Source organism: Corallococcus macrosporus (assembly GCF_017302985.1).
GTDB lineage: Bacteria > Myxococcota > Myxococcia > Myxococcales > Myxococcaceae > Corallococcus > Corallococcus macrosporus_A.
The window spans coordinates 747,287-770,269 of the sequence record NZ_JAFIMU010000004.1 but is presented as its reverse complement, the minus strand read 5'-3'; the positions used below and the strand labels follow the sequence as shown (position 1 = coordinate 770,269).

Here is a 22,983-nt window from a genome sequence, read left to right as displayed (position 1 = left end):
CGATCATTCCTTTCCAGTCGTGGCATGCTGCGGGACCGGGTTGGCCAGTCTTTCCCATCCTCTTCCATTTCAAACGTCTGGAACCAGAAGGTCGGATGGCCCTGGGGGATATGTCCGTGGATGCAGCGCTCATGCAGACAGTGGTGGCGCGTTTCACTGCGCAAGCGTCCCGGACGCCTGACGCCGAGGCGGTCCGCTTCGAAGGCGAGGGGCTGACGTACGCGGCGCTGGACCGCCGCTCCAACCAGCTCGCACACCACCTGCGGGGCCTGGGCGTCACCACGGACGTGCTCGTCGGCGTGTGCCTGGAACGGTCGGTGGAGATGGTGGTGGCGGTGCTGGCCGTGCTCAAGGCGGGCGGCGCGTATCTGCCATTGGACCCGGCCTATCCCGCGCCGCGTCTGGCTTTCATGCTGGAGGACGCGAAGGCGCCAGTGCTGCTCACCCAGGCGAAGCTGCGCGCGGGCCTGCCGGCCTTCGCGGGCCCGGTGCTGTGCCTGGATGAATCCCCTGCCCTCTTCGCCGCTAACGCCCCGGCCTCGCCGGTGGATGCGTCGAGCCTGGAGGGGCTGGCCTATGCCATCTACACGTCGGGCTCCACGGGCACGCCCAAGGGCGTGGCCATGGGACACCGGCCGCTCGCCAACCTCATCGCGTGGCAGCTGGGCCAGTCCATCTCGGGGCCGGGCACGCGCACGCTCCAGTTCTCCCCGCTGTCCTTCGACGTGTCGTTCCAGGAGCTGTTCGGCACCTGGTGCTCCGGCGGGACGCTGGTGCTGGTGCGGGACGCGCTGCGGCTGGACGCCGTGCTGCTGTTGCAGCTGCTGGCGGACGAGCGCGTGGAGCGGCTGTTCCTGCCCTTCATCGCGCTGCAGAACCTGGCGGAGATCGCCACCTCCCACCAGAAGGTCCCGCCGTCCCTGCGCGAGGTCGTCACCGCGGGCGAGCAGCTCCAGGTGACGCACCACCTGCGCGCGTTCTTCGCCGCGCTGCCGGGCTGCGCGCTGCACAACCACTACGGCCCGTCGGAGACGCACGTCGTCTCCAGCTACGTGCTCCGCGGCGACCCGCAGGCGTGGCCCGCGCTGCCGCCCATCGGCAAGGCGCTGGACGGCTGCGAGCTGCTGGTGCTGGACGAGCAGAAGAAGCCCGTGCCGCACGGCGAGTCCGGCGAGCTGTACCTCGCGGGCGTGTGCCTGGCGCGCGGCTACCTGCACCGCGAGGCGCTGACGGCGGAGCGCTTCGTGCCGCACCCGCTCAAGCCCGGCACCGGCGAGCGCGCGTACAAGACGGGCGACCTGGCGCGCGTGCTGCCCGACGGCAACGTGGAGTTCCTGGGCCGCCTCGACGGACAGGTGAAGGTGCGCGGCTACCGCATCGAGCTGGGCGAGATTGAAGTCGCGCTCGGCAGCCACCCGGCGGTGAAGCAGGTGGCGGTGGTGGCGCGCGAGGACGTGCCCGGCGACAAGCGGCTGGTGGCCTACGTCGTCCCGGACGGCACGCTGGAGCACGCGGCCGGAGCGCTGCGGCGCCACCTGTCCACGCGGGTGCCGGACTACATGGTGCCCTCCGCGTTCGTCCTGCTGGAGGCCCTGCCTCGCACGCCCAGTGGCAAGATCGACCGCCGCGCCCTGCCCGCCCCGCTGCCCACGCGGCCGGAGCTGCAGCAGGCGTTCGTCGCGCCGCGCTCGCCGCTGGAGCGCACGCTCGCGGAGGCGTGGGCGCAGCTGCTCCGCATCGACCGGGTGGGCGTGCACGACAGCTTCTTCGAGCTGGGCGGCAACTCGCTGCTCGCGCTCCAGTGCGTGGCGAGGCTGCGGCAGGCGCACGGGCTGGAGATCCCCATCGTCCAGCTGTTCCAGTCCCCCACGGTCGCGCAGCTGGCGGCGGTGCTCACGGGGGATGCGTCGCGCCCGTCGCTCAAGCAGCTGGCGGAGGCGCGGCAGGCGAAGCGTCAGCAGGCGGCGGGCGGCGCGGAGCCGGTGGCCATCATCGGCATGGCGGGCCGCTTCCCGGGCGCTCCCGACGTGGAGACGTTCTGGAAGAACCTGGTGGGCGGCGTGGAGTCCGTCGCCACCTTCACGCGCGAGGAGGTGGATCCGTCCGTCCCCGCCGCCGAGCGCGACGCCCCCGAGTACGTGCGGGCGCGCGGCATCCTGGACGGCGTGGAGCTGTTCGACGCGGCCTTCTTCGGCATCACGCCGAAGGAGGCGCAGGTGATGGATCCGCAGCAGCGCCTGTTCCTGGAAACGGCCTGGGAGGCGCTGGAGTCCGCCGGCTGCGTGCCGGAGACGTACCCCGGCCTCATCGGCGTCTTCGCGGGCACGCACAACAACAGCTACGGGCCACTGCACGTGCTGCCCCGGCAGGACATCGTGGGCCGGGTGGGTGCCTTCCAGGCGATGGTCGCCAACGAGAAGGACTATGTGGCGACGCGCGTCGCGCACAAGCTGGACCTGCGCGGGCCCGCGCTGTCGCTCAACACCGCGTGCTCCACGTCGCTGGTCGCGGTGGCGCAGGCGTTCTGGGCGCTCCAGACGCACCAGTGCGACGTGGCGCTGGCGGGCGGCGCGTCCGTGACGGTGCCGCAGAAGTCCGGCCACCTGTACCTGGAGGGCGGCATGCTGTCCCAGGACGGGCACTGCCGGCCCTTCGACGCGAACGCCACCGGCACCCTCTTCAGCGACGGCCTGGGCGCGGTGGTGCTCAAGCGCCTGTCGGACGCGCAGGCGGGCGGCGACGTCATCCACGCGGTGCTGCGCGGCGTGGGCATCAACAACGACGGCGCGGCCAAGGTGAGCTTCGCGGCGCCGGGCGTGGAGGGCCAGGCCACCGCCATCGCGACGGCGCACGCGAACGCGGGCATCGACCCGCGCACCCTCCGCTACGTGGAGGCGCACGGCACGGCGACGCCGCTGGGCGACCCCATCGAAGTGGAGGCGCTGTCGCAGGCGTTCCGCGCGCACACCGCGGACACGGGCTTCTGCGCCATCGGTTCGGTGAAGAGCAACTTCGGCCACCTCACCGCCGCGGCGGGCGTGGCGGGCCTGCTCAAGACGGTGCTCGCGCTGAAGCACCGCGAGCTGCCGCCGACGCTGCACTTCCAGACGCCCAACCCGAAGATCGACTTCCCGCGCAGCCCCTTCTTCGTCCAGACGAAGCGCTCCGCGTGGCCGGAGGGCACGGGCCCCCTGCGCGCGGGCGTGAGCTCGTTTGGCGTGGGCGGCACCAACGCGCACGTCGTGGTGGAGGAGGCGCCGGAGCGTCCGGCTTCCGGTCCGTCGAAGCCGCGCCAGTTGCTGACGCTGTCGGCGAAGACGCCCGCGGCGCTGACGCAGGCGGCGCAACGGCTGGCCGCGCACCTCCAGGCGCATCCGGAGGACCCGCTCGCGGACGTGGCGCACACGCTGGCCACGGGGCGCAAGGCGTTCCCGTTCCGTCGCGCCGTGGTGGCGGGGACGCATGAGGAGGCGGTGCGGGCGCTGACCGCGGCCGAGCCGGAGGCTTCCGGGCTGGAGTCCACGCCGCCCGTCGCGTTCCTCTTCCCGGGTCAGGGCTCGCAGCACCCGGACATGGCGCACGGGCTGTACCGCCACGCGCCGGCCTTCCGCGCCACGGTGGATGCGTGCGCGGAGGTGCTCAAGCCGCTGCTCGGGCGCGACCTGCGCGAGGTGCTCTTCCCGAAGGACCCGGAGTCTCCCGAGGCCGCCGAGGCGCTGCGCCAGACGTCGTTCGCGCAGGCGGCCCTGTTCACCGTGGAGTACGCGCTCGCGCAGCTCTGGTGGAGCTGGGGCGTGCGGCCCGGCGCGCTCGTGGGGCACAGCGTGGGCGAGTTCGTCGCCGCGTGCCTCGCGGGTGTCTTCACGCTGGAGGACGCGCTGCACCTGGTGGCGAAGCGCGGCCAGCTCATGCAGGCGCAGGAGCCGGGCAGCATGCTGTCCGTGCGCCTCTCCGCGGAGGTGGTGGCGCCCCGGCTGACGGACGGGCTGGCCATCGCGTCGGACAACGGGCCACGCCTGTGCGTGGTGTCCGGGCCCACGGAGGCCGTGCAGCGGCTCCAGGCCGCGCTGGAGGCGGAGGGCACCGCGTGCCGGCTGCTCCAGACGTCGCACGCGTTCCACTCGCCGATGATGGACGCCGCGGTGGCGCCGTTCCTGGAGACGGTGAAGGGCATCCGCCTGTCCGAGCCGCGCATCCCCATCGTCTCCACGGCGACGGGCACGTGGCTGAAGGCCTCCGAGGCGACGTCGCCCGAGTACTGGGCGCGGCACCTGCGCGACACGGTGCGCTTCTCACCCGCGCTGCGCACGCTCTGGGACCGGGGCGAGCACCTCTTGCTGGAGGTGGGCCCGCGCGTGACGCTCGCCACGCTGGCGCGGCAGCAGGCCACGGCCGACCAGCGCTCGCGCGTGTTCACGTCCCTGGGCGAGTCCAGCGGTGACGCCGCGGACTGGAGCGCCCTCCTGAACGCCGCGGGCCAGCTCTGGCGCCGGGGCGTGGCCCTGGACTGGCGGGCCTTCCACGCCGACGAGCAGCGCCAGCGCGTCACCCTTCCTACGTATCCCTTCCAGCGGCAGCGCCACTGGATCGACCTCGAGCGGGCGTCCGTGCCCGCTCCCACTTCCTCCACCGGAGTCGTCGTGAGTCCCGCCCCTGTTCCCCGTGCCGAGCGTCTTGTCCCCACCCTGCGCAACCTGTTCGAGGAGCTGAGCGGCCTGGAGTTGGCCGGCGCCGACCCGGGCGCGAGCTTCCTGGAGCTGGGGCTCGACTCGCTGGTGCTCACGCAGGCGGCGCTCGCGGTGCAGAAGCAATTCGGCGTGAAGGTGACGTTCCGGCAGTTGCTGGAGGAGGTCCCGTCGCTGGGCCAGCTCGCCGCGTTCCTCGACGGCCGCATGCCTCCGGAGGCCGCGCCCGTGGCCGCCGCCGCGCCGACCGCGCAGCTCACCGCGAACATCCTCGGTCAGCCGCAGGTGCCTGCGTCCGCGGGCGCCGCGTTCCCGGCCCAGTCCGCGCCGGCAATCAGCGCTCCTCCGGCGCAGTTCGCCGCCGCCGGTGCCGCGTTCCAGGCCCAGGCGATGGCCGCGCCCGCCGGGAGCCTCCAGGCGGTGGTCGCGCAGCAGTTGTGGCTGATGACCCAGCAGCTCGCGCTCCTGTCCGGTCAGCCCGCGCAGGCCGTGGCCCCGCAGGCCTTCGCGCAGGCCCCGGCCGCGCAGCCGCAGGCCGAGCCGGTCCAGGCCCCACAGGCGCAGCCCGCGCCTGCCGCGGCAACGGACGAAGCCGACCTCAAGGGTCCGGTGAAGTACGACGTGAAGAAGGCCTTCGGCGCCATCGCGCGCATCAGCCTCGCGCCGAAGGATTCCCTCACGCCCCGCCAGCAGACGTTCCTGGAGGACTTCACCCGCCGCTACACGACGAAGACGCAGGGCTCCAAGCGCTCCGCCCAGGAGAACCGGAGCCAGTTGTCGGATCCGCGCGTGGTGACGGGCTTCCGTCCGCTGCTCAAGGAGCTCATCTACCCGCTGGCCGTGAACCGCTCCAAGGGCTCCAAGCTCTGGGACGTGGACGGCAACGAGTACCTGGACGCGCTCAACGGCTTCGGCTCCGTGATGTTCGGCCACGCGCCGGACTTCATCACCCAGGCCGTGCACAAGCAGGTGGACGACGGCTACGAGCTGGGGCCCATGCACCCGCTGGCCGGCGAGGTCGCGAAGCTCGTCTGTGAGTTCACCGGCGCGGACCGCGCGGCGCTCTGCAACACCGGCTCCGAGGCCGTGATGGGCGCGCTGCGAATCGCCCGCACCGTCACCGGCCGCAGCACCGTGGCCATCTTCTCCGGCAGCTACCACGGCATCTTCGACGAGGTGCTGGTGCGCGGCACCAAGAGCCTGCGCACCGTGCCGGCCGCCCCGGGCATCATGGCGGGCGCGGTGCAGGACGTGCTCGTGCTGGACTACGGCACGCCGGAGTCGCTGGAGATCCTGCGCGCCCGCGCGGACTCGCTGGCGGCCATCATGGTGGAGCCCGTGCAGAGCCGCCGCCCGGACTTCCAGCCGCGCGAGTTCCTGCACCAGCTGCGCGACCTCACCCAGAAGTCCGGCTCCGTCTACATCTTCGACGAGGTCATCACCGGCTTCCGCATGCACCCGGGCGGCGCCCAGGCGGTGTTCGGCGTGCAGGCGGACGTGGCCACCTACGGCAAGGTCGTGGGCGGCGGAATGCCCATCGGCGTCATCGCCGGCAAGCGCCCGTTCATGGACGCGCTCGACGGCGGCCACTGGCAGTTCGGCGACGACTCCGTGCCCACCGTGGGCGTGACGTACTTCGCCGGCACGTTCGTGCGCCACCCGCTGGCGCTCGCCGCCGCGAAGGCCGCGCTGGAGCACATGAAGGCCGCGGGCCCGGAGCTGCAGCGCAGTGTGAGCGCGAAGGCGGACCGGCTCGCCAGCACGCTCAACGCGTTCTTCGACGAGGTGGGCGCCCCGCTGCGCATCAAGCACTTCGGGTCGCTGTGGAAGACGTTCGTCACGGCGGACGTCGCGAACGCGGACCTGCTGTTCTGCCTGCTGCGCGACAAGGGCATCCACATCTGGGACGGCTTCCCGTGCTTCTTCACCACCGCGCACTCGGACGCGGACGTGCAGCGGCTCATCACCGCGTTCCAGGACAGCGTCACGGAGCTGCAGGACGCGGGCTTCCTGCCCGGCACGGCGCGGCCCCAGCCACAGGCCCCCGCCGTCTTCGATTCCAACCAGCCCCCCGTCCCCGGCGCCCGCCTGGGACGTGATCCGCAGGGCAACCCCGCCTGGTTCGTCCCGCACCCCACGGTGCCCGGCAAGTTCGTCAAGCTGAGCGAGACCCGATGAAGACCCCCGATTCCTCCACCCAGGACCTGCCCGACGATTTCGATCCGTTCGCCGGGCCCGCGCTGCTGCTCACCGCGCCGTCCACCGAGCCCCAGCGCGAGGTGTGGACCGGCGTGCAGATGGGCCCGGACGCGTCGTGCGCCTTCAACGAGTCCATGTCCGTGCGGCTGCACGGGCCCCTGGACGTCGAGTGCCTGCGTGCCGCGCTCCAGGACCTGCTGGCGCGGCACGAAGCGCTGCGCACCACGTTCAGCGCGGATGGCCTCACGCTGTGCGTCGCCGCCGCCACGCCCCTCCTGCTGGAGGTCGTGTCGCTGGACGCGCTGCCTTCTTCCGAGCGCGACGCCCGCGTCCGCGAACTCGTCGCCCACGAGGTGGAGACGCCGCTGTCCCTGGAGACCGGGCCGCTCCTGCGCCCGCGCCTCGCCCGGCTGTCCGCCCAGGAGCACCTGCTGACGCTGACCGCGCACCACATCGTGTGCGACGGCTGGTCCATGGCGGTGATGCTGCGCGACCTGGCGGCGTTCTACTCGGCGCATGCGCGGCGCACCCCGCCCACGCTGTCGCCCGCGCCCACGTTCAGCGAGTACGCCCGCGCGCAGGCGCAGTTGGCCACGACGCCCGAGTACGCGGAGCACGAGCGCTACTGGCTGAAGCAGTTCTCCGGCACGCTGCCGGTGCTGGAGCTGCCGCTGGACCGGCGCCGTCCGCCGTCCAAGACGTACAGCTCGCGGCGGGAGGACTACGTCCTGGAGCCCGCGCTCGTGGAGCAGCTCAAGCGCGTGGGCGCGCGTCACGGCGGAAGCTTCTTCACCACGCTCCTGGCGGGCTTCAAGGCGCTCTTGCACCGGCTGACGGGGCTGGAGGACGTGGTGGTGGCCATCCCCGCCGCGGGCCAGTCCGTGGCCGGGCTGAAGGACCTGGTGGGCCACTGCGTGAACGCGCTGCCCCTGCGCAGCAACGTCGCCGCGGAGGCGCCCTTCACGCAGGTGCTCAAGCAGCTGCGCACGACGATGCTCGATGCCTACGAGCACCAGGAGTACACGTTCGGCACGCTGCTCAAGCAACTGGCGCTGCCGCGCGACCCCAGCCGCCTGCCGCTGGTCAACGTGCTGTTCAACGTGGATCAGGCCGTCACGGGTGAGCAGCTCGCGTTCCAGGGCCTCACCTGCACCCTGGCGAGCAACCCGCGCCACTTCGAGAACTTCGACCTCTTCATCAACGCGGCCGAGGCCCATGGCCGCGTGGTGCTGGAGTGCCAGTACAACACCGACCTCTTCGACGGCTCCACGGTCCGCCGCTGGATGGCCTGCTACGAGGAGCTGCTGCGCGGCGTGGTCGCCGACGCGGAAGCGCCCGTGTCGCGCCTGCCGCTGCTGCCCGAGACGGAGAAGCAGCGCGTGCTGGTGGACTGGAACGCCACTGCGAAGCCGTTCGACCGCGAGGCCTTCGTCCACACGCTCGTGGCCGCCCAGGCCCGCGCCACGCCCGACGCGGTGGCCCTGCGCGCGGGGGACGTGTCGCTCACGTACCAGCAGCTGATCCAGCGCGCCCATCAGGTGGCGCATGCGCTGAAGCAGGAAGGCGTCGCGCCCGGAAGCCTCGTCGGCCTCTTCACGAATCGCGGCGCGGACATGGTGGTGGGTCTGCTGGGCATCCTCGAAGCGGGCGCGGGCTACGTCCCGCTGGACCCTGGCTTCCCGCCCGAGCGCCTCGCCTTCATGGTGGAGGATGCGAAGCTCTCCACCATCCTCACGCAGCAGTCCCTGGTGGCGTCCCTGCCCTCCACGAGCGTGAAGCCGCTGCTCATCGAGGACACCGCGTCGCAGCCGGAGTCCGCGCTCCCCGCGCAGGACGTCTCTCCGGAGGCCGTGGCGTACGTCATCTACACGTCGGGTTCGACGGGCAAGCCCAAGGGCGTGCGCGTGCCGCACCGGGCGGTGGTGAACTTCCTGAGCACCATGCAGGAGGCCCCGGGCCTCTCTGCACAGGACGTGCTGCTGGCCGTCACCACGCTCTCCTTCGACATCGCCGTGCTGGAGCTGCTGCTGCCGCTCACCACGGGCGCGCAGGTGGTGCTCGCCTCGCGCGACACCGCCTCCGACGGTGCGCTCCTCAAGGCGGCGATGGAGTCGCACGCCGTCACCGTCATGCAGGCCACGCCTTCCACGTGGCGCCTGCTGCTGGAGGCCGGCTGGCAGTCGCGTCCGGGCTTCAAGGCGCTCGTCGGTGGCGAGGCCCTTCCTCGTGAGCTGGCCGAAGCACTGCTCGCTCGCGTCGGCAGCCTCTGGAATATGTACGGCCCCACGGAGACCACCGTCTGGTCCACCACCTGGCGCGTGCAGCCTCCGCTTTCCTCCATCCGCATCGGCCGCCCCATCGCCAACACCCAGCTCTACCTCCTCGACTCTCACCTGGCCCCCGTGCCGGTGGGTGTCGCGGGCGAGCTGTACATCGGCGGCGACGGCGTCACGCTGGGCTACCTGCACCGCCCGGAGTTGACGCAGGAGCGCTTCCTGCCCAACCCCTTCCGCCCCGGTGAGCGCATGTACCGCACGGGCGACCTGGCCCGCTGGCTGGCGGACGGCACGGTGGAGTACCTGGGCCGCAATGACTCGCAGGTGAAGCTGCGCGGCTTCCGCATCGAGCTGGGCGAAGTCGAGGCGGCGCTCGCCTCGCATCCGTCGCTGGCCCAGGCCGTCGCCCTCGTGCGCGAGGACCGCCCGGGTGACCGCCGCCTCGTCGCGTACCTCATCGCGCGGCCCGGCCAGACGACGCCCACGGATGAAGTCCTCCGCGCGCACCTCAAGCAGGGGCTGCCGGAGTACATGGTCCCGCAGCACTTCGTGGCCCTGCCCGCGCTGCCGCTCACGCCGAACGGCAAGGTGGACCGCAAGGCCCTGCCGTCTCCGCAGGTGGAGTCGCAGGAGGACGCGTACGTCGCGCCTCGCGACGAGACGGAGCAGAAGCTCGCGGCCATCTTCGCGGACGTGCTGGGGCTGCGCCGGGTGAGCGTCACGGCGGACTTCTTCCGCCTGGGCGGCCACTCGCTGCTGGCGTCGCAGGCCCTCACGCGCGCGAGCCGGGACCTGGACGTCAGCCTCACGCTGCGCCGGATGTTCGAAGCGCCCACCGTGGAGAAGCTGGCCCGGCTGGTGCGCGGCGACGACGGGGCCGCGAGCCCCGCGCAGCGCATCTCGCCCCGCGCCGGCACCGAGCCCGCGCCGCTGTCCCTCATGCAGCAGCGGCTGTGGTTCCTGGAGCAGCTCAACCCGGGCACCGCCGTCTACAACCTGCCCTCCGCGTTCCGCCTCCACGGCGCGCTGGACGTGGGCGCGCTGCGCTTCAGCTTCAACAAGCTGCTGGAGCGCCAGACGTCCCTGCGCACCTTCGTCCGGTGGGACGAGGGCACGCCGGTGCAGCACGTGGCTCCGGAGCTGACGGTGGAGCTGGAGCCGGTGGACCTGGAGGCCGTCCCCGCGAACACACGCGAGGAGGACCTGCTGCGCCGCCTCCAGGCGCTGGCGGACGAGTCCATCCCCATCACCGCGCCGCCGCTGTTCCGGCTGACGCTGTTCCGCCTGGGCGCCACCGAGCACGTCCTCTTCTTCATGCCCCATCACCTCATCTGGGATGGGTGGTCGTTCGACGTGTTCCTGCGCGAGCTGGACATCATCTACTCCGCGCTCACCCGCGGCCAGGAGCCCAGGCTCCCCGCCCTGCCCATCCAGTACGCGGACTTCACCGAGTGGCACCGCAACTGGCTCCAGGGCGAGGAGCTGGAGCGGCAGGCGCGCTACTGGAAGGGGAAGCTCTCCGGGAACCTGCCCGCGCTGGAGCTGCCCACTGACAAGCCGCGCCCCGCGCAGATGAGCCTCAAGGGCGGCACCGAGCCCTTCGTGCTCACCGCGGCGGAGGTGGACGCGCTCACGAAGCTGGGCCGCGAGTCCAACGCCACGCTGTACATGGTGCTGCTCACGGCGTTCAAGACGCTGCTGCACCGCTACAGCGGCCAGGAAGACCTGGTCGTGGGAACGCCCATCCGGGGCCGCTCGCATCCGGAGGTCGAGGACCTGCTGGGCTTCTTCGTGAACACGCTCGTCCTGCGCACGCAGCTGGCGCCGGAGTTGACGTTCCGGCAACTGCTGGAGCGCGTGCGCACCACGTGCATGGAGGCCTTCGGCCACCAGGACATGCCCATCGAGCTGCTGATGCAGCAGTTGGGTGTGCAGCGCGACCTGAGCCGCACGCCGCTGTTCCAGACGTTCTTCACGTTCCAGGACGTGCGCAACCGTGGCTCCAGCCTGGGAGACCTCACCTACGGCCAGGTGCACGTGCACGCGCACGCGACGCCGCTGGACCTGAGCTTCTGGGTGAAGGAGACGGCGAACGGCATCGTCGGCGGCATGGACTACAACACCGACCTGTTCGAGCGGGACACCGTCGTCCGCATGCTCGAGCAGATCCGCACGCTGCTGCGGGCCGCGGTGTCCGACGCGGGAGTCCCCGTGTCGCGCCTGCCGCTGCTGCCCGAGGCGGAGAAGCAGCGCGTGCTGGTGGACTGGAATGCCACCGGGAAGCCCTTCGACCGGAGCGCCTTCGTCCACACGCTCGTCGCCGCGCAGGCCCAGGCCACGCCCGACGCGGTGGCCCTGCGCTCCGGCGCCGTGACGCTCACCTACCGTCAGCTCCTGCAGCGCAGCCACCAGGTGGCGCACGCGCTGAAGCAGGAAGGCGTCGCGCCCGGAAGCCTCGTCGGCCTGTTCACCGAGCGCGGCCCGGACATGGTCGTGGGCCTGCTGGGCATCCTCGAAGCGGGCGCGGGCTACGTCCCGCTCGACCCCGGCTTCCCGCCCGAGCGTCTGGCCTTCATGGTCGAGGACGCGAAGCTGTCGCTCATCGTCACGCAGCGGGCGATCCAGGGCACCCTGCCCTCCACCACGGCGAAGGCCCTCCTCGTCGAGGACACCACGTCGCAGGCGGACACCGCCCCCGAGGTTCCCGGCGTCACGCCCGAAGCCGTGGCGTACGTCATCTACACGTCGGGTTCGACGGGCAAGCCCAAGGGCGTGCGCGTGCCGCACCGGTCGGTGGTGAACTTCCTGGGCACCATGCAGGAGGCTCCGGGCCTCTCTGCACAGGACGTGCTGCTGGCCGTCACCACGCTCTCCTTCGACATCGCCGTGCTGGAGCTGCTGCTGCCGCTCACCACGGGCGCGCAGGTGGTGCTCGCCTCGCGCGACACCGCCTCCGACGGTGCGCTCCTCAAGGCGGCGATGGAGTCGCACGCCGTCACCGTCATGCAGGCCACGCCTTCCACATGGCGCCTGCTGCTGGAGGCCGGCTGGCAGTCGCGTCCGGGCTTCAAGGCGCTCGTCGGTGGCGAGGCCCTTCCTCGTGAGCTGGCCGAAGCACTGCTCGCTCGCGTCGGCAGCCTCTGGAATATGTACGGCCCCACCGAGACCACCGTCTGGTCCACCACCTGGCGCGTGCAGCCTCCGCTCTCCTCCATCCGCATTGGCCGCCCCATCGCCAACACGCAGCTCTACCTCCTCGACGCGCACCTGGCCCCCGTGCCGGTGGGCGTCGCGGGCGAGCTGTACATCGGCGGCGACGGCGTCACGCTGGGCTACCTGCACCGCCCGGAGCTGACGCAGGAGCGCTTCCTGCCCAACCCCTTCCGCCCCGGTGAGCGCATGTACCGCACGGGCGACCTCGCCCGCTGGCTGGCGGACGGCACGGTGGAGTACCTGGGCCGCAATGACTCGCAGGTGAAGCTGCGCGGCTTCCGCATCGAGCTGGGTGAAGTCGAGGCGGCGCTCGCCTCGCATCCGTCGCTGGCCCAGGCCGTCGCCCTCGTGCGCGAGGACCGGCCCGGTGACCGCCGCCTCGTCGCGTACCTCGTGACGAAGCCGGGGCAGGCCTACACGGACACGGAGCTTCGCAAGCACCTGCGCACGCAACTGCCGCAGTACATGGTGCCGCAGCACTTCGTGGAGCTGGAGGCGCTGCCGCTCACGCCGAACGGCAAGGTGGACCGCAAGGCCCTGCCGCCCCCGGCGGGCACCGCGCGCCCCGTGGAGGACGGCTTCGTCGCGCCCCGCACGCCGACGGAGCAGCACCTGGCGCGCATCTGGCGGGAGGTGCTGGGCATCGCGCAGGTGGGCGTGCACGACAACTTCTTCAACATCGGCGGGCACTCGCTCCTGTCGTTCCAGGTGGTGATGCGCGTCCGGAAGGAGCTGAACCAGGAGCTGCACCCGCGCACCCTCCTGCTCAACACGCTGGAGCAGGTGGCCTCGCAGCTCGCGGTTGTAGCGCCGGCCGCTACAACCCCCGCCCGGACGCAGCCCGCCACGCAGACAAAGCCTGCCACCCAGGAGACTTCTGTTCCCCTGGCGCAACGCTTGTTCAATAAGCTGAAGCGGAACCTGCCGGGGCGCTCGGACTGAGCGGCCCTCCGAGGAGAATGGTCAGACCGTGACGCCTTGCTTCTTCGGCAGCTCCGAACGACAGCTCTTTGGCATCCACCACCCCGCCCAGGGCGCCGAGCGCTCCACCGGGGTGGTGCTCTGCTATCCCGCCGCCCAGGAGTACATGTTGACGCACTGGGCCTTCCGGAAGCTGGCCGGGATGCTCACGCGGGAGGGCTTCCACGTCTTCCGCTTCGACTACTACGGCACGGGGGACTCGGCCGGAGAGGTCCACGAGGGCCGCGTGGCCACGTGGGTCCAGGACATCCGCCACGCCGCCAATGAGTTGCAGGACGTGACGGGCGTGCAGCGCGTGGCGCTCGTGGGCCTGCGCCTGGGCGCGGCGCTCGCGGTGCGGGCCGCGGCGGAGGGGCTGTCCACCGCCGCGCTCGTACTCTGGGAGCCGCTGGTCCAGGGCGAGGCGTGGATCCAGGAGCTGGAGCTGCTCCAGGCGCGCCGGGCCACCCGCACGCTGTATCCTCAGCCCCAGAGCCCGCTGGAGGTGCGCCAGGAGCTGCTCGGCTTCGCGTTCCCCCGCGCCCTGCGCGAAGACATCCTCGCGCTGGACCTGGCCGCGCTGCCCGCGTGGCCCGCGACGCGCACGCACCTGGTGGCCGGCGCGCCCCGGCCCGAATACCAGCGCCTCCAGGAGCGCCTGGAGTCGACGGGCCTGCCCTTCCAGCACCACCTGGTGCCCGAGGAGGGCGCGGGCGGCCAGGAGTCCGCGCTCCTGTCCAACCGCATCCTCCAGACCATCACCACGCTCCTGAAGGAGGCCGCGTGATGCGCGAGCGCATCTGTACCTTCGGCCCCGAGCAGAGCCTCGTGGGCGTCATCACGGAACCCGACCCGGCGAAGGCCCTGCCGGGTGCGCCCGCCGTGGTGCTGTCCAACGTGGGCCTCAACCACCACGTGGGGCCGTACCGGCTGTGGGTGGAGCTGGCCCGGCAGCTCGCGGGGCGCGGCGTCACCACGCTGCGCTTCGACTTGTCCGGCCTGGGCGACAGCCGCCCGCGCCGTGAAGGCGGCTCCGACGAGTTCCAGCGCGCCCGAGAGGAGACGCGCGCGGCGCTCGACTACCTGGAGCAGAAGAAGGGCCAGAAGCGCTTCGCGCTCATCGGCCTGTGCTCCGGCGTGGACAGCGCGCACGCGGTGACGGTGGCCGACGAGCGCGTGGTGGCCGCGGCCTTCATCGACGGGTACACGTACCGCACCCTGGGCTACCACCTGCGCTTCCACCTGCGCTACCTGAGCCCGCGCCGGTGGACCCGCTACCTGCGCAAGCGCAAGCTGCCCGCCCAGCTTCGGGAAGCCGGTGAGGCCGACGAGGTCTACACGCGCGAGTACCCCGAGCGCTCGCGGCTGACCGAGGACTACAAGCACCTCATGGAGCGCGGCGTCAGCCTGTGCTTCGTGTTCTCCGGCGGCATGGGGCTGTCCTTCAACCACGAGCGCCAGTTCTACGAGATGCTCTCGCCGCTGAAGCTGGAGGGCCGCGTCACCTACGCCTTCTATCCGCGCGCGGATCACCTCTTCTCCGTGCCCGAGGACCGCGCGGAGCTGCTGCGCAAGCTCACCGCGTGGGCAGTGGGCTCGGTGCCACCGCGCGCGCTGGCGGGCTGAAGGCCGGCTGCCCGCCCTGCGAGCGGGGACGCGGCCTGGGGGCGGGTGTGCGTCAAGCGCTTGTTTCCCACCCAACGGTCGCCACCTTCGAAGCACACACGTTCTTCGAAGGAGAGCCACCCATGAAGCTCCCCCTGATGGCAGCACTGGCAGCACTCGCCTTCTCCGGACAGGCGTTCGCGCAGAGCCACACCGACCACGAGACGCCGCCCATGCAGGAGCCGTCCACGGACGCGCCCCAGGACAGCGCGGAGCGCTGGGACAAGGGCACGGGCGGCTCGGGCGCCGCCTCCTCGGACACCGAGGACCTCAAGCCCGCGGACGAGGCCGACGACAACGCCGTGGCCCCGAGCAGCGTGGATGAAGGCGTCGGCGGCTCCGGCTCCACCGAGCAGGGGAGCAACAGCACGAGCGACCACTCGGCCGCCGCGAAGCCGGGCGCGCCGAACTCGGGCACTCCGGGCAACAAGGGCGCGCAGATGGAAGTGACGCCGCCGGCCTGGGACCAGAACAAGAAGATGGGCAGCCCCGTCAGCCCCACCACGGGCACGCCGCCGGTGGAAGGCAGCGCGGGCAACTAGCGCCGCCCCGGCATCGACAGACATCGCCATGAACGACAGGCGTGGGCGGGCTTCGGAGGTGCGAAGCCCGTCCATACCTATTGCGGGGTACAGACCCCCGGCCCCCACCACCGGTATGTCCTTGCACGGACCGGATGGAAGGAGGCCCGTCGAATGAATCTCACCGAGCGCGAACAGGCGCTCCTGCTCGAGCTGACCCGCACCCTGTCCAGCTCGCTGGACCTGACGGAGGTGCTGGCCCGGTCCCAGGGGACCATCGCGCAGCTCTTGCCCTGTGACTACGCGGCGGTGTGCGTGTCCAGGCCGGAGCGGCCCGGGGATTACGAGTGGCTGGGATTGGGAGCCCCGGGCATCCTCTTCGCGCACTACCCGGAGCTGGCCGCGGTGGACTTCGTGCGCGAGTCGGTGATGCAGCAGCCCAACGTGCCGCTGCGCGACTCGGACATTCTGTCGCGCAAGGAGTTGAAGCGCAGTTTGCTGTACCTGCGCTGCCGGGAGATGGGGCTGCCGCTGGAGCACGTGATGGCGGTGCTGCTGGACCTGCGGCAGGACTGGCATGGCGGCTTCACGCTGTACCGGGAGCACACCCTGCCCTTCTCCGACCGCGAGCAGGCCATCCTCGAGGACCTGACCCCGTACCTGGCGAACACGGTGCGCAACTGCCGGCTGTTCGGGAACGAGGCGACGCGAGGCGACCTCCTGGACGCCCTCTTCCGCCACCAGGGCGCCGAGTGCGTCGTGATGGATCCCCCGGAGCACGAGAAGCTGCGGACGCCCGGAGCGACGGAGCTGCTGCGGCGCTGGTACCCGGAGGAGCTGAAGGCGAACGACGCGCGGCTGCCCCAGGAGCTGCGCGAGCACCTGACACGGCTCCGGGCACCGGGGACGAAGCGGACCCTGGGCATGGACACATGGACGCGCTCCGGGGGGAAGTTCGATTTGAAGGTGACGTTCGTGGAGCTGCCGGAGCAGCGCGGCAGCCGCCCCTGGGTGCTGGTGTTGCAGGAGTGCTCGCGGGCCATCCCGATGCCGGAGCCCTGGCGCCAGAAGCTCTCCAAGCGCGAGGTGGAGGTGGTGCAGGGGGTCCTCAGCAACTGGACGAACGAAACCATCGCCGAGGACCTGGGCCTGACGCTCAACACGGTGAAGACGCACCTGCGCAATGTCTTCCCCAAGCTGGGCATCGAGAGCCGCACGGACCTCCTCTACCAGGCCGCCTGGAGACAGAAGCCGGGGTGAGGAGGTCCGGAGCGCGCGCTCAGGGGGCCCGGAAGAACTTCGGGAACAGGGCGCGCGTGGTGCGCGCGGAGAGCAGCAGCGCGGCCTGCTCCTCCGGGGACGTGAGCGTGCGCAGCACGGACTCCAGCTCGGCCACGTGGTCGCCGTCAGCGGCGCCGTGGCCGCGCAGGAAGAGGACGGCGTCCTGGATGTGGGGGATGCCGTTGTTGGCGATGAGCCGGTCCTTGGCGTCCGTGGCGCGGTTCACGGAGAGGTACTCCAGCACGTAGGCCGTGCCCAGGAACGCGGTGGGCACGCCCGACAGCGTGGTGAAGCGGTTCCACTCCACGTAGGCGCGCACCGCGGAGCAGACCGGTGCCTGCTCCACCTGCTCCTTCGTCCAGCCCAGGGCCTCCAGGTCCCTGAGCAACCACTTCTCGTGGCCGTTCTCCTCGCGCGACTTCTGGAGCAGCAGGTCCGCGAGCGCGGTGTGCTTGCCCTCGCGCTTCATGCGCTCGCCGGACTCGGTGAGGAACTCGGTGCTCCAGCGCACGTACTGGTACGTCTGGACGAGGTAATAGGCATAGTCGTCCTGACCGATGCGGCCCTCGAAGAGGCGCTGCGCGCCGGGCGTCGCGTCCAGATCGTGCACGAGCATCCGCGCCTCGTGCCGCAGGGAATCCAACCAGTCCGTCTTCGCCGTCTGCTCATTCCTGGGCTGCTTGCACATACACGTCTCCTGACAGGGGCCCGTGAAGGCCCGCGGGGTGCTGCATTTGAAGGTGAAGGGAGGAGGAGCGCGCCGGCCTTGTTTCAGGCGGCGTCAGCGTCCAGTTCGTCGAAGAGCTCCAGCGTCCGCTGGGGAATCGCATCCAGCGCGGCGACGAGCGGCACGGTGAAGCGGCTGAAGGCGGGATCGAAGTGCGGCGGGCCGATGAAGCGCGCGCCCATCTTGTCCGCGAACAGCGACAGGATGCGCGGCATGCGCAGCGCGTCCAGGTGGCCCTGGCGGGCGTGGGCACGCTGCTTCGCCGTAAGGCGTGCCGCACGGGGTTCCGTTGGCGGCGGGGGGAACTCCCGGGTCCGCACACGGAACTCGCTGCTCACCCAGCCCTGGTGCGCGGCGGCCTGGAAGTAGAGGTCCGCCTCCTCCGGGCAGTCCGTCTCCATGTTGGCCGCGGCGATCCAGTGGGTGACGCCGCGCCGACGGCTCTCGCGGTACAGGCCCGCCTGGAGGCGCAGCGCCGTCGAGTGGGGGCTGCCCCGGGTGGCGCAGTAACGCGTGGTCTCCGCGAACACGCGGCCCGGCGCGACAATCCCAGACAGGTCGAGCTTCTTCTCGATGTCGAGCCCCACGAGCGTGTCCGCGAAGGCAGCCACCTCCGCGTTGGGCATCAGCAGCCGGGCGGTCGCGACGGCCTCCTCGCCCGAGTAGACGACGACATGGGAGGTGGTCCGAAGCGTGTCGAAGCAGTCCGCCTCGCGCGGCGCACGCGGGCGCTTGGGCCCCAGCATCCGCATCTCCTCGCCAAAGACCTGGTAACGGACGCGGAGCGCGTCATCCAGTTCACGCTGTGCTGTCGCGACACGGCAACTCCATGAAGACATGGCGGGTCTCGCTTCCACGGTGCTTGCCGGACTGTGTGTCCGGCCCCGACCTTTCATTCGTCGCTGCTGGCCCGAGTGCGCTCACGGGTTGTCTTTTTTCAATGAGCCCGGCCAACCGCCCGCTGCCTCCGCCCGCCCCACCCCACGGCGCATGGTCCACGTCCCACGGGTGATTCACCTTGGACGGACGCTGGAGGAGGACGCCATGACCGAGCAGACACCCGAGGACCTGGGAGCCCCTTCCGAACGTGAGCTGCGCAAGCTCAGCCCCATCGAGCTGAAGGACGCGCTCCCGCAGGTCGCGGACGAGGCGGTGAAGACCCGCGAGGCCATGATGCTCGACGCGGGCCGGGGCAACCCCAACTGGATCGCCACCACGCCGCGAGAGGCCTTCTTCCTGTTGGGCCAGTTCGCGCTCGCGGAGAGCCGGCGCGCTTGGGACGAGCCCGGCGTGGGGCTCGCGGGCATGCCCCGCTCTCCAGGCATCGCCCGACGCCTGCATGACTTCCTGGACGCGAGCGACGACGAGCCCGCGGTCCAGTTGCTACGGCGAGCCCTGACGTACGGGGAGCACACGCTGGGCTTCCATCCGGACCGGTTCGTCTGGGAGCTGACTGACGCCGTCATCGGAGACAACTATCCGGTGCCGGACCGGATGCTCCCCCATGCCGAGCGCATCGTGCAGGAGTACCTGGCGCGGGAGTTGTTCACGGGCCGTCCGCCGTCCGGCCGGTTCGACCTCTTCGCGGTCGAGGGCAGCACCGCCGCGATGAGCTACGTCTTCCGCGCCCTGGGTGTGAACGGCCTGCTGCACAAGGGAGACACGATCGCGCTGGGTTCGCCCCTCTTCGCGCCGTATCAGGCGATCCCCCGGCTGGACGAGCTCCCGCTGCACACGGTGGACCTCCAGCAGAGCGCGACCACGAAGGACGGCCGCCACACCTGGCAGTACCCGGACGCGGAGCTGCGCAAGCTGGAGGACCCGCGCATCAAGGCGTTCCTCCTGGTCAACCCGTCCAACCCGGGCGCGGTGGCCATGCGGAAGGAGTCCGTGCACAAGCTGGTGGAACTGGTGCGAAAGCGCCGGCCGGACCTGTTGATCATCACGGATGACGTCTACGGCACGTTCGTGAACGGCTTCCGTTCGCTCGCCGCGGACCTGCCGCGCAACACGCTGCTGGTCTACTCGTACTCCAAACACTTCGGCTGCACGGGTTGGCGGCTGGGCGTGGTGGCGTTGCATGAAGACAACATCCTGGATGAGGCGCTGGCGAAGCAGCCCGCGAAGGCCCGCTCGCGGCTGGAGGCGCGCTACGGCGCTGTCTCGTCGCATCCGGGGAGACTGAAGTTCATCGACCGGATGGTGGCGGACAGCCGGGCGGTGGCGTTGAGCCATACCGCGGGGCTGTCCCTGCCCCAGCAGCTCCAGATGACGTTGTTCTCGCTGTTCTCACTCCTGGACAAGGACGACGTCTACAAGAAGCGCTGTCAGCGCATCTGCCAGGGTGAGACACACGCGTTGCATTGAAACAGGTGTCTTTTTCGATCCGGGGGGATCGCGAAGGACCCATTGCACCCAAAGGCAGTACCCCTTCCGAGGTACAGACACGGATCCTCGACCTCGCCAACCTCCCGGCTCGGACGGAGACGCTCCGCCGTCGAACTCTCCAGGGCTGTAGCGAAAGTCCTGACGGACCGTAGCCAACCCGAAAGCGGGCGTGCGCATGTCAGTGAGGTTTGGGGGATGACTTATCCATCAAGGGAAGAGGAGTGGGCGCTTCACGACCAGGTCTTGAAGCGGATGCCTGTCGCGAACGCGAAGGTCTTCGAACTCTTCGTGCCGTTCATGCTGAAGACGCTCTCCTCGGAGATGAAGTGCGACACCGAGGAGGCCCGTGCGTGCGCCCTGGAGGCGGTTATCGAGTACCTGCGTCGGCCTGACGGCTACGACCGGGACCAGTCCCTCCTGCGCAGCTACCTGATGCTGGTGGCCAGGCGGAATGTGTTGGATTCACGGCGTTCCCAGCAGCGCCGGGTCCTGCGCGAACAAAAATTCGCGGACGTAATCGAACTCCAGGCGAGGCCTCCGAATGAAGAGATGGAGGCAGCCGTGGAAACCGCCCTGGCCCTGAAGAGACTCGAACGCCGCAACATGACGCAGGAGGACCAGGGGGTCCTCCGGCTCATCCTCCAAGGAGAGAGCTCCACCCTGGAGCTGGCCCGCCCCCTGGGCAAGGCAGGGCTGCCCGCGCCCGAGCGCAAGCGGGTGGTGAAGCAGAACCGCGACCGCCTCCTCAAGCAGCTGAGGCGGCTCGGAAAGGAGGAGGACACCCATGATGAATCCTGACTGGCTGGAAGCAGCGGCCGAACGTGGTGCGCGGGAACCCGACATGCTGGGCTCCGTCTTCGCGTGGTACCGGGACCTGGAGGAGCTGTCGGTCCAGGCCTTCGCCGAGAAGCTGGGCTGCACCGTGGAAACGCTCCACTGGGTGTCCCTCTGCCGGAGGCCCGAAGGCGAGTCCTTCTCCGAGCACGTGAATCAGATCGCCGAGCACTTCGGCATCGACGGGTTCGAACTCTCCAGGGTCCTGCGCGACATGGAGGCCACCGCCGCACTCATCGCGACGGAGAACAGCCCCCTGGAACCCGAAGCACGTGCCGTGCTGCGGGCGGCACGCGACCGGGAGAAGAACTCATGAGGGAACGCTGGCTGCGGGATGCCCTTCAGCTGGCGGGCCTTCCCTCCCCTAGCACCTTTCCGCGCGCCATCGTCGCGGACGCGCAAAAGGTGCTGCGCGTGAGCTTCGTCGCGCTGGATGAAGTCACCGGCCACACCGTTCGTGCCTACCTGTCCCGGCGTGGCTGCAAATCCATGCCGGAAGGCAATGACCGGGACATTCATGGCTGCATCGTGGCCCTGCAAGGTACCGCCTTCCTCTTCTACTCGCGGAAGGACTCTCTCGAGGACCAGCGTTTCACGGCCGCGCACGAGCTGGCGCACTTCGTCCTCGACCACCTGGTCCCGCGGCAGAAGGCCCTGCGCTTCTTCGGCGACAGCATCCTGCCGGTCCTCGATCTCCAGCAGAAGCCCACGCAGGAAGAACTCCTGACCTCCGCACTGGACGGTGTTCCCCTGAAGGCCCAGATCCACCTGATGGAGCGGGATGACCTGGGCGACATCTCCACAGGAGATGTCCTGCGTGTGGAACAACGCGCGGACCGTCTTGCCTTTGAATGGCTTGCTCCCGAAGCCGTCGCAACGCAGGTCATGAAGCAAGGTCCTCACGAGGAGCGGATCGCTCGACTCCAACACTCGTTTGGCCTGCCCCCACGAAAGGCGGAAGCCTACGCGCGGGTGCTGGCACAACGAGAGGGAGCGCCGCGCTTCTCCCTGTCCTCGGTGCTGGGTGAAAGGAACCCGGGTTAGCCATGCCTGATCCCCTGGATGACAGCGAGCTCGCGGGAGACGGCGACTTCCTCGCGTCCTTCGGCGAAACCCTGCTGCAGACGCTCGACATCGGGCGATGGGCGAACGGGCTGGACGTGGAAGACATCCTGCGGGTCTTCCGCGAGCAGGTCGGCGGGTCCATGCGCAAGGAGGACGTGCTCCGCGCCGCTGTGCGCAAGGAACTGCTGCCGCTCCTGAAGACAGGTCCCCATGCGCCCAAGGGTGCCGGCGTCTACCACGCCACGGAGGCACAGCTGCGAGCAGTCCACGACGGCTACCTGTTCCGGGGCAACGTCGAGGCGGTCAACGGACGTGCCGTGTCACACGACACACTGGCTCTTGGCATCACGCAGTTGGGCATCGCGGCGGTCGGCTACGGCGGCTCATCCGGGACCTTCTCCCAGCGGTTGTTCCGCAAGGAGGTCACGTTCCAGATGGACGACCCCTTCAAGCAGGCCCGTGAGTACATCGAGCAGCGGGAAATCCGCTCGCGAAAGGCACCTCGCAACAAGGACAGCCTGTCGAGGCTCGCGACCCGAGGCATTCGCACCTACGCGGAGCGGGCCATCCTGGCCGAACGGCTCCAGTCGGAATGGCGGATCGGCAGTGGCAATCCGCTGGCATATGAGCTCGTTACCGGCTCCGGCTACCGGACGCTCCTGGATGCATCCCTCGAGATGCTCGCGAACCTCATCGACCGGCAGCAGAAGTTCGTCTTCGTCACGGACAAGCTGGAGCACCGGGGGTTCCTCACGCTGGGGCACTCACTCGACACGGGTGAGTACGCCATCCTCGAAACCCTGGAGTCCTATGGCCAGGAGATCCTCGATGGCTGGCGCTATGACGACGAAGGGCTTGTGAAGGCGACCCGCTTCGTCCGCCGCTACTGCCCCCAGGTCGTGATGGGGCTGTACCGCGCATCGAACAACTCCCCGCCTCGCCTCTTCTTCGCGCACCAGGAGCATGTCCACTTCGCGGTGCGCATCGCCATGGCGGACAGCATCCTGCGGCCCGAGCAGGGCTACCCCATGCTCCTGGATGTCGCCTCGATGACCTGTCACAGCGTCTTCGGCGAAGACGGCTTTCATGGCCTCGTCCAGGACGCCTACGCCCAGGCCGATCCCAGCCTCCAGTACCTGAACGTTCGCAAGCTGCGCCGCTAGTCCCAT

Annotated in this window: 13 protein-coding genes; 11 read left to right on the top strand and 2 right to left on the bottom strand. The window is 70.3% G+C overall.

Going from position 1 to position 22,983, the window contains the following annotated elements:
• Positions 1 to 95 precede the first annotated feature (95 nt).
• From JYK02_RS08300 to JYK02_RS08275, 6 genes are all read left to right on the top strand, one after another.
• A complete protein-coding gene (locus JYK02_RS08300) occupies positions 96 to 6,863 on the top strand; it encodes a polyketide synthase (RefSeq protein WP_207050350.1) in 6,768 nt (2,255 codons plus the stop codon).
• The gene (locus tag JYK02_RS08295) at positions 6,860 to 13,315 is read left to right on the top strand and encodes a non-ribosomal peptide synthetase (RefSeq protein ID WP_207050349.1); all 6,456 of its coding nucleotides are present in this window, start codon (positions 6,860 to 6,862) and stop codon (positions 13,313 to 13,315) included. Before JYK02_RS08300 ends, JYK02_RS08295 begins: the two co-directional genes overlap by 4 nt.
• Positions 13,316 to 13,343: 28 nt before the next feature.
• Positions 13,344 to 14,120, top strand: coding sequence for an alpha/beta fold hydrolase (locus tag JYK02_RS08290; RefSeq protein WP_207050348.1), 777 nt, complete (start codon positions 13,344 to 13,346; stop codon positions 14,118 to 14,120).
• Entirely contained in the window at positions 14,120 to 14,959 is an 840-nt protein-coding gene (locus JYK02_RS08285; protein ID WP_207050347.1) for an alpha/beta fold hydrolase, read from the top strand. The genes JYK02_RS08290 and JYK02_RS08285 overlap by 1 nt, the downstream gene beginning before the upstream one ends.
• Before the next feature lie 122 nt (positions 14,960 to 15,081).
• A complete protein-coding gene (locus tag JYK02_RS08280; protein WP_207050346.1) occupies positions 15,082 to 15,540 on the top strand; it encodes a hypothetical protein in 459 nt (152 codons plus the stop codon).
• 153 nt (positions 15,541 to 15,693) lie between these two features.
• Complete coding sequence (locus tag JYK02_RS08275) at positions 15,694 to 16,779, top strand: LuxR C-terminal-related transcriptional regulator (protein ID WP_207050345.1); 1,086 nt, start codon at positions 15,694 to 15,696, stop codon at positions 16,777 to 16,779.
• A gap of 19 nt (positions 16,780 to 16,798) precedes the next feature.
• Here the strand turns inward: JYK02_RS08275 and JYK02_RS08270 are convergent, their stop codons facing one another.
• Together JYK02_RS08270 and JYK02_RS08265 are read right to left on the bottom strand one after the other, a co-directional pair.
• Complete coding sequence (locus tag JYK02_RS08270; RefSeq protein ID WP_207050344.1) at positions 16,799 to 17,488, bottom strand: iron-containing redox enzyme family protein; 690 nt, start codon at positions 17,486 to 17,488, stop codon at positions 16,799 to 16,801.
• 83 nt (positions 17,489 to 17,571) lie between these two features.
• Positions 17,572 to 18,366, bottom strand: coding sequence for a GNAT family N-acyltransferase (locus JYK02_RS08265; protein ID WP_207050343.1), 795 nt, complete (start codon positions 18,364 to 18,366; stop codon positions 17,572 to 17,574).
• Positions 18,367 to 18,571: 205 nt separating this feature from the next.
• On the opposite strand from JYK02_RS08265, the gene JYK02_RS08260 reads away from it, so the two are divergent.
• From JYK02_RS08260 to JYK02_RS08240, 5 genes are all read left to right on the top strand, one after another.
• Positions 18,572 to 19,894 carry a bifunctional aspartate transaminase/aspartate 4-decarboxylase gene (locus JYK02_RS08260; RefSeq protein WP_242588499.1) on the top strand — a complete coding sequence of 441 codons (1,323 nt, stop codon included), beginning with the start codon at positions 18,572 to 18,574 and terminating at the stop codon, positions 19,892 to 19,894.
• A 273-nt stretch (positions 19,895 to 20,167) separates the two neighbouring features.
• Positions 20,168 to 20,713 carry an RNA polymerase sigma factor gene (locus JYK02_RS08255; RefSeq protein WP_207050342.1) on the top strand — a complete coding sequence of 182 codons (546 nt, stop codon included), beginning with the start codon at positions 20,168 to 20,170 and terminating at the stop codon, positions 20,711 to 20,713.
• The gene (locus JYK02_RS08250) at positions 20,700 to 21,065 is read left to right on the top strand and encodes a hypothetical protein (protein WP_207050341.1); all 366 of its coding nucleotides are present in this window, start codon (positions 20,700 to 20,702) and stop codon (positions 21,063 to 21,065) included. Before JYK02_RS08255 ends, JYK02_RS08250 begins: the two co-directional genes overlap by 14 nt.
• Positions 21,062 to 21,793 carry an ImmA/IrrE family metallo-endopeptidase gene (locus tag JYK02_RS08245; protein WP_207050340.1) on the top strand — a complete coding sequence of 244 codons (732 nt, stop codon included), beginning with the start codon at positions 21,062 to 21,064 and terminating at the stop codon, positions 21,791 to 21,793. Before JYK02_RS08250 ends, JYK02_RS08245 begins: the two co-directional genes overlap by 4 nt.
• A gap of 2 nt (positions 21,794 to 21,795) precedes the next feature.
• Complete coding sequence (locus JYK02_RS08240) at positions 21,796 to 22,977, top strand: hypothetical protein (RefSeq protein ID WP_207050339.1); 1,182 nt, start codon at positions 21,796 to 21,798, stop codon at positions 22,975 to 22,977.
• Positions 22,978 to 22,983: the final 6 nt, after the last annotated feature.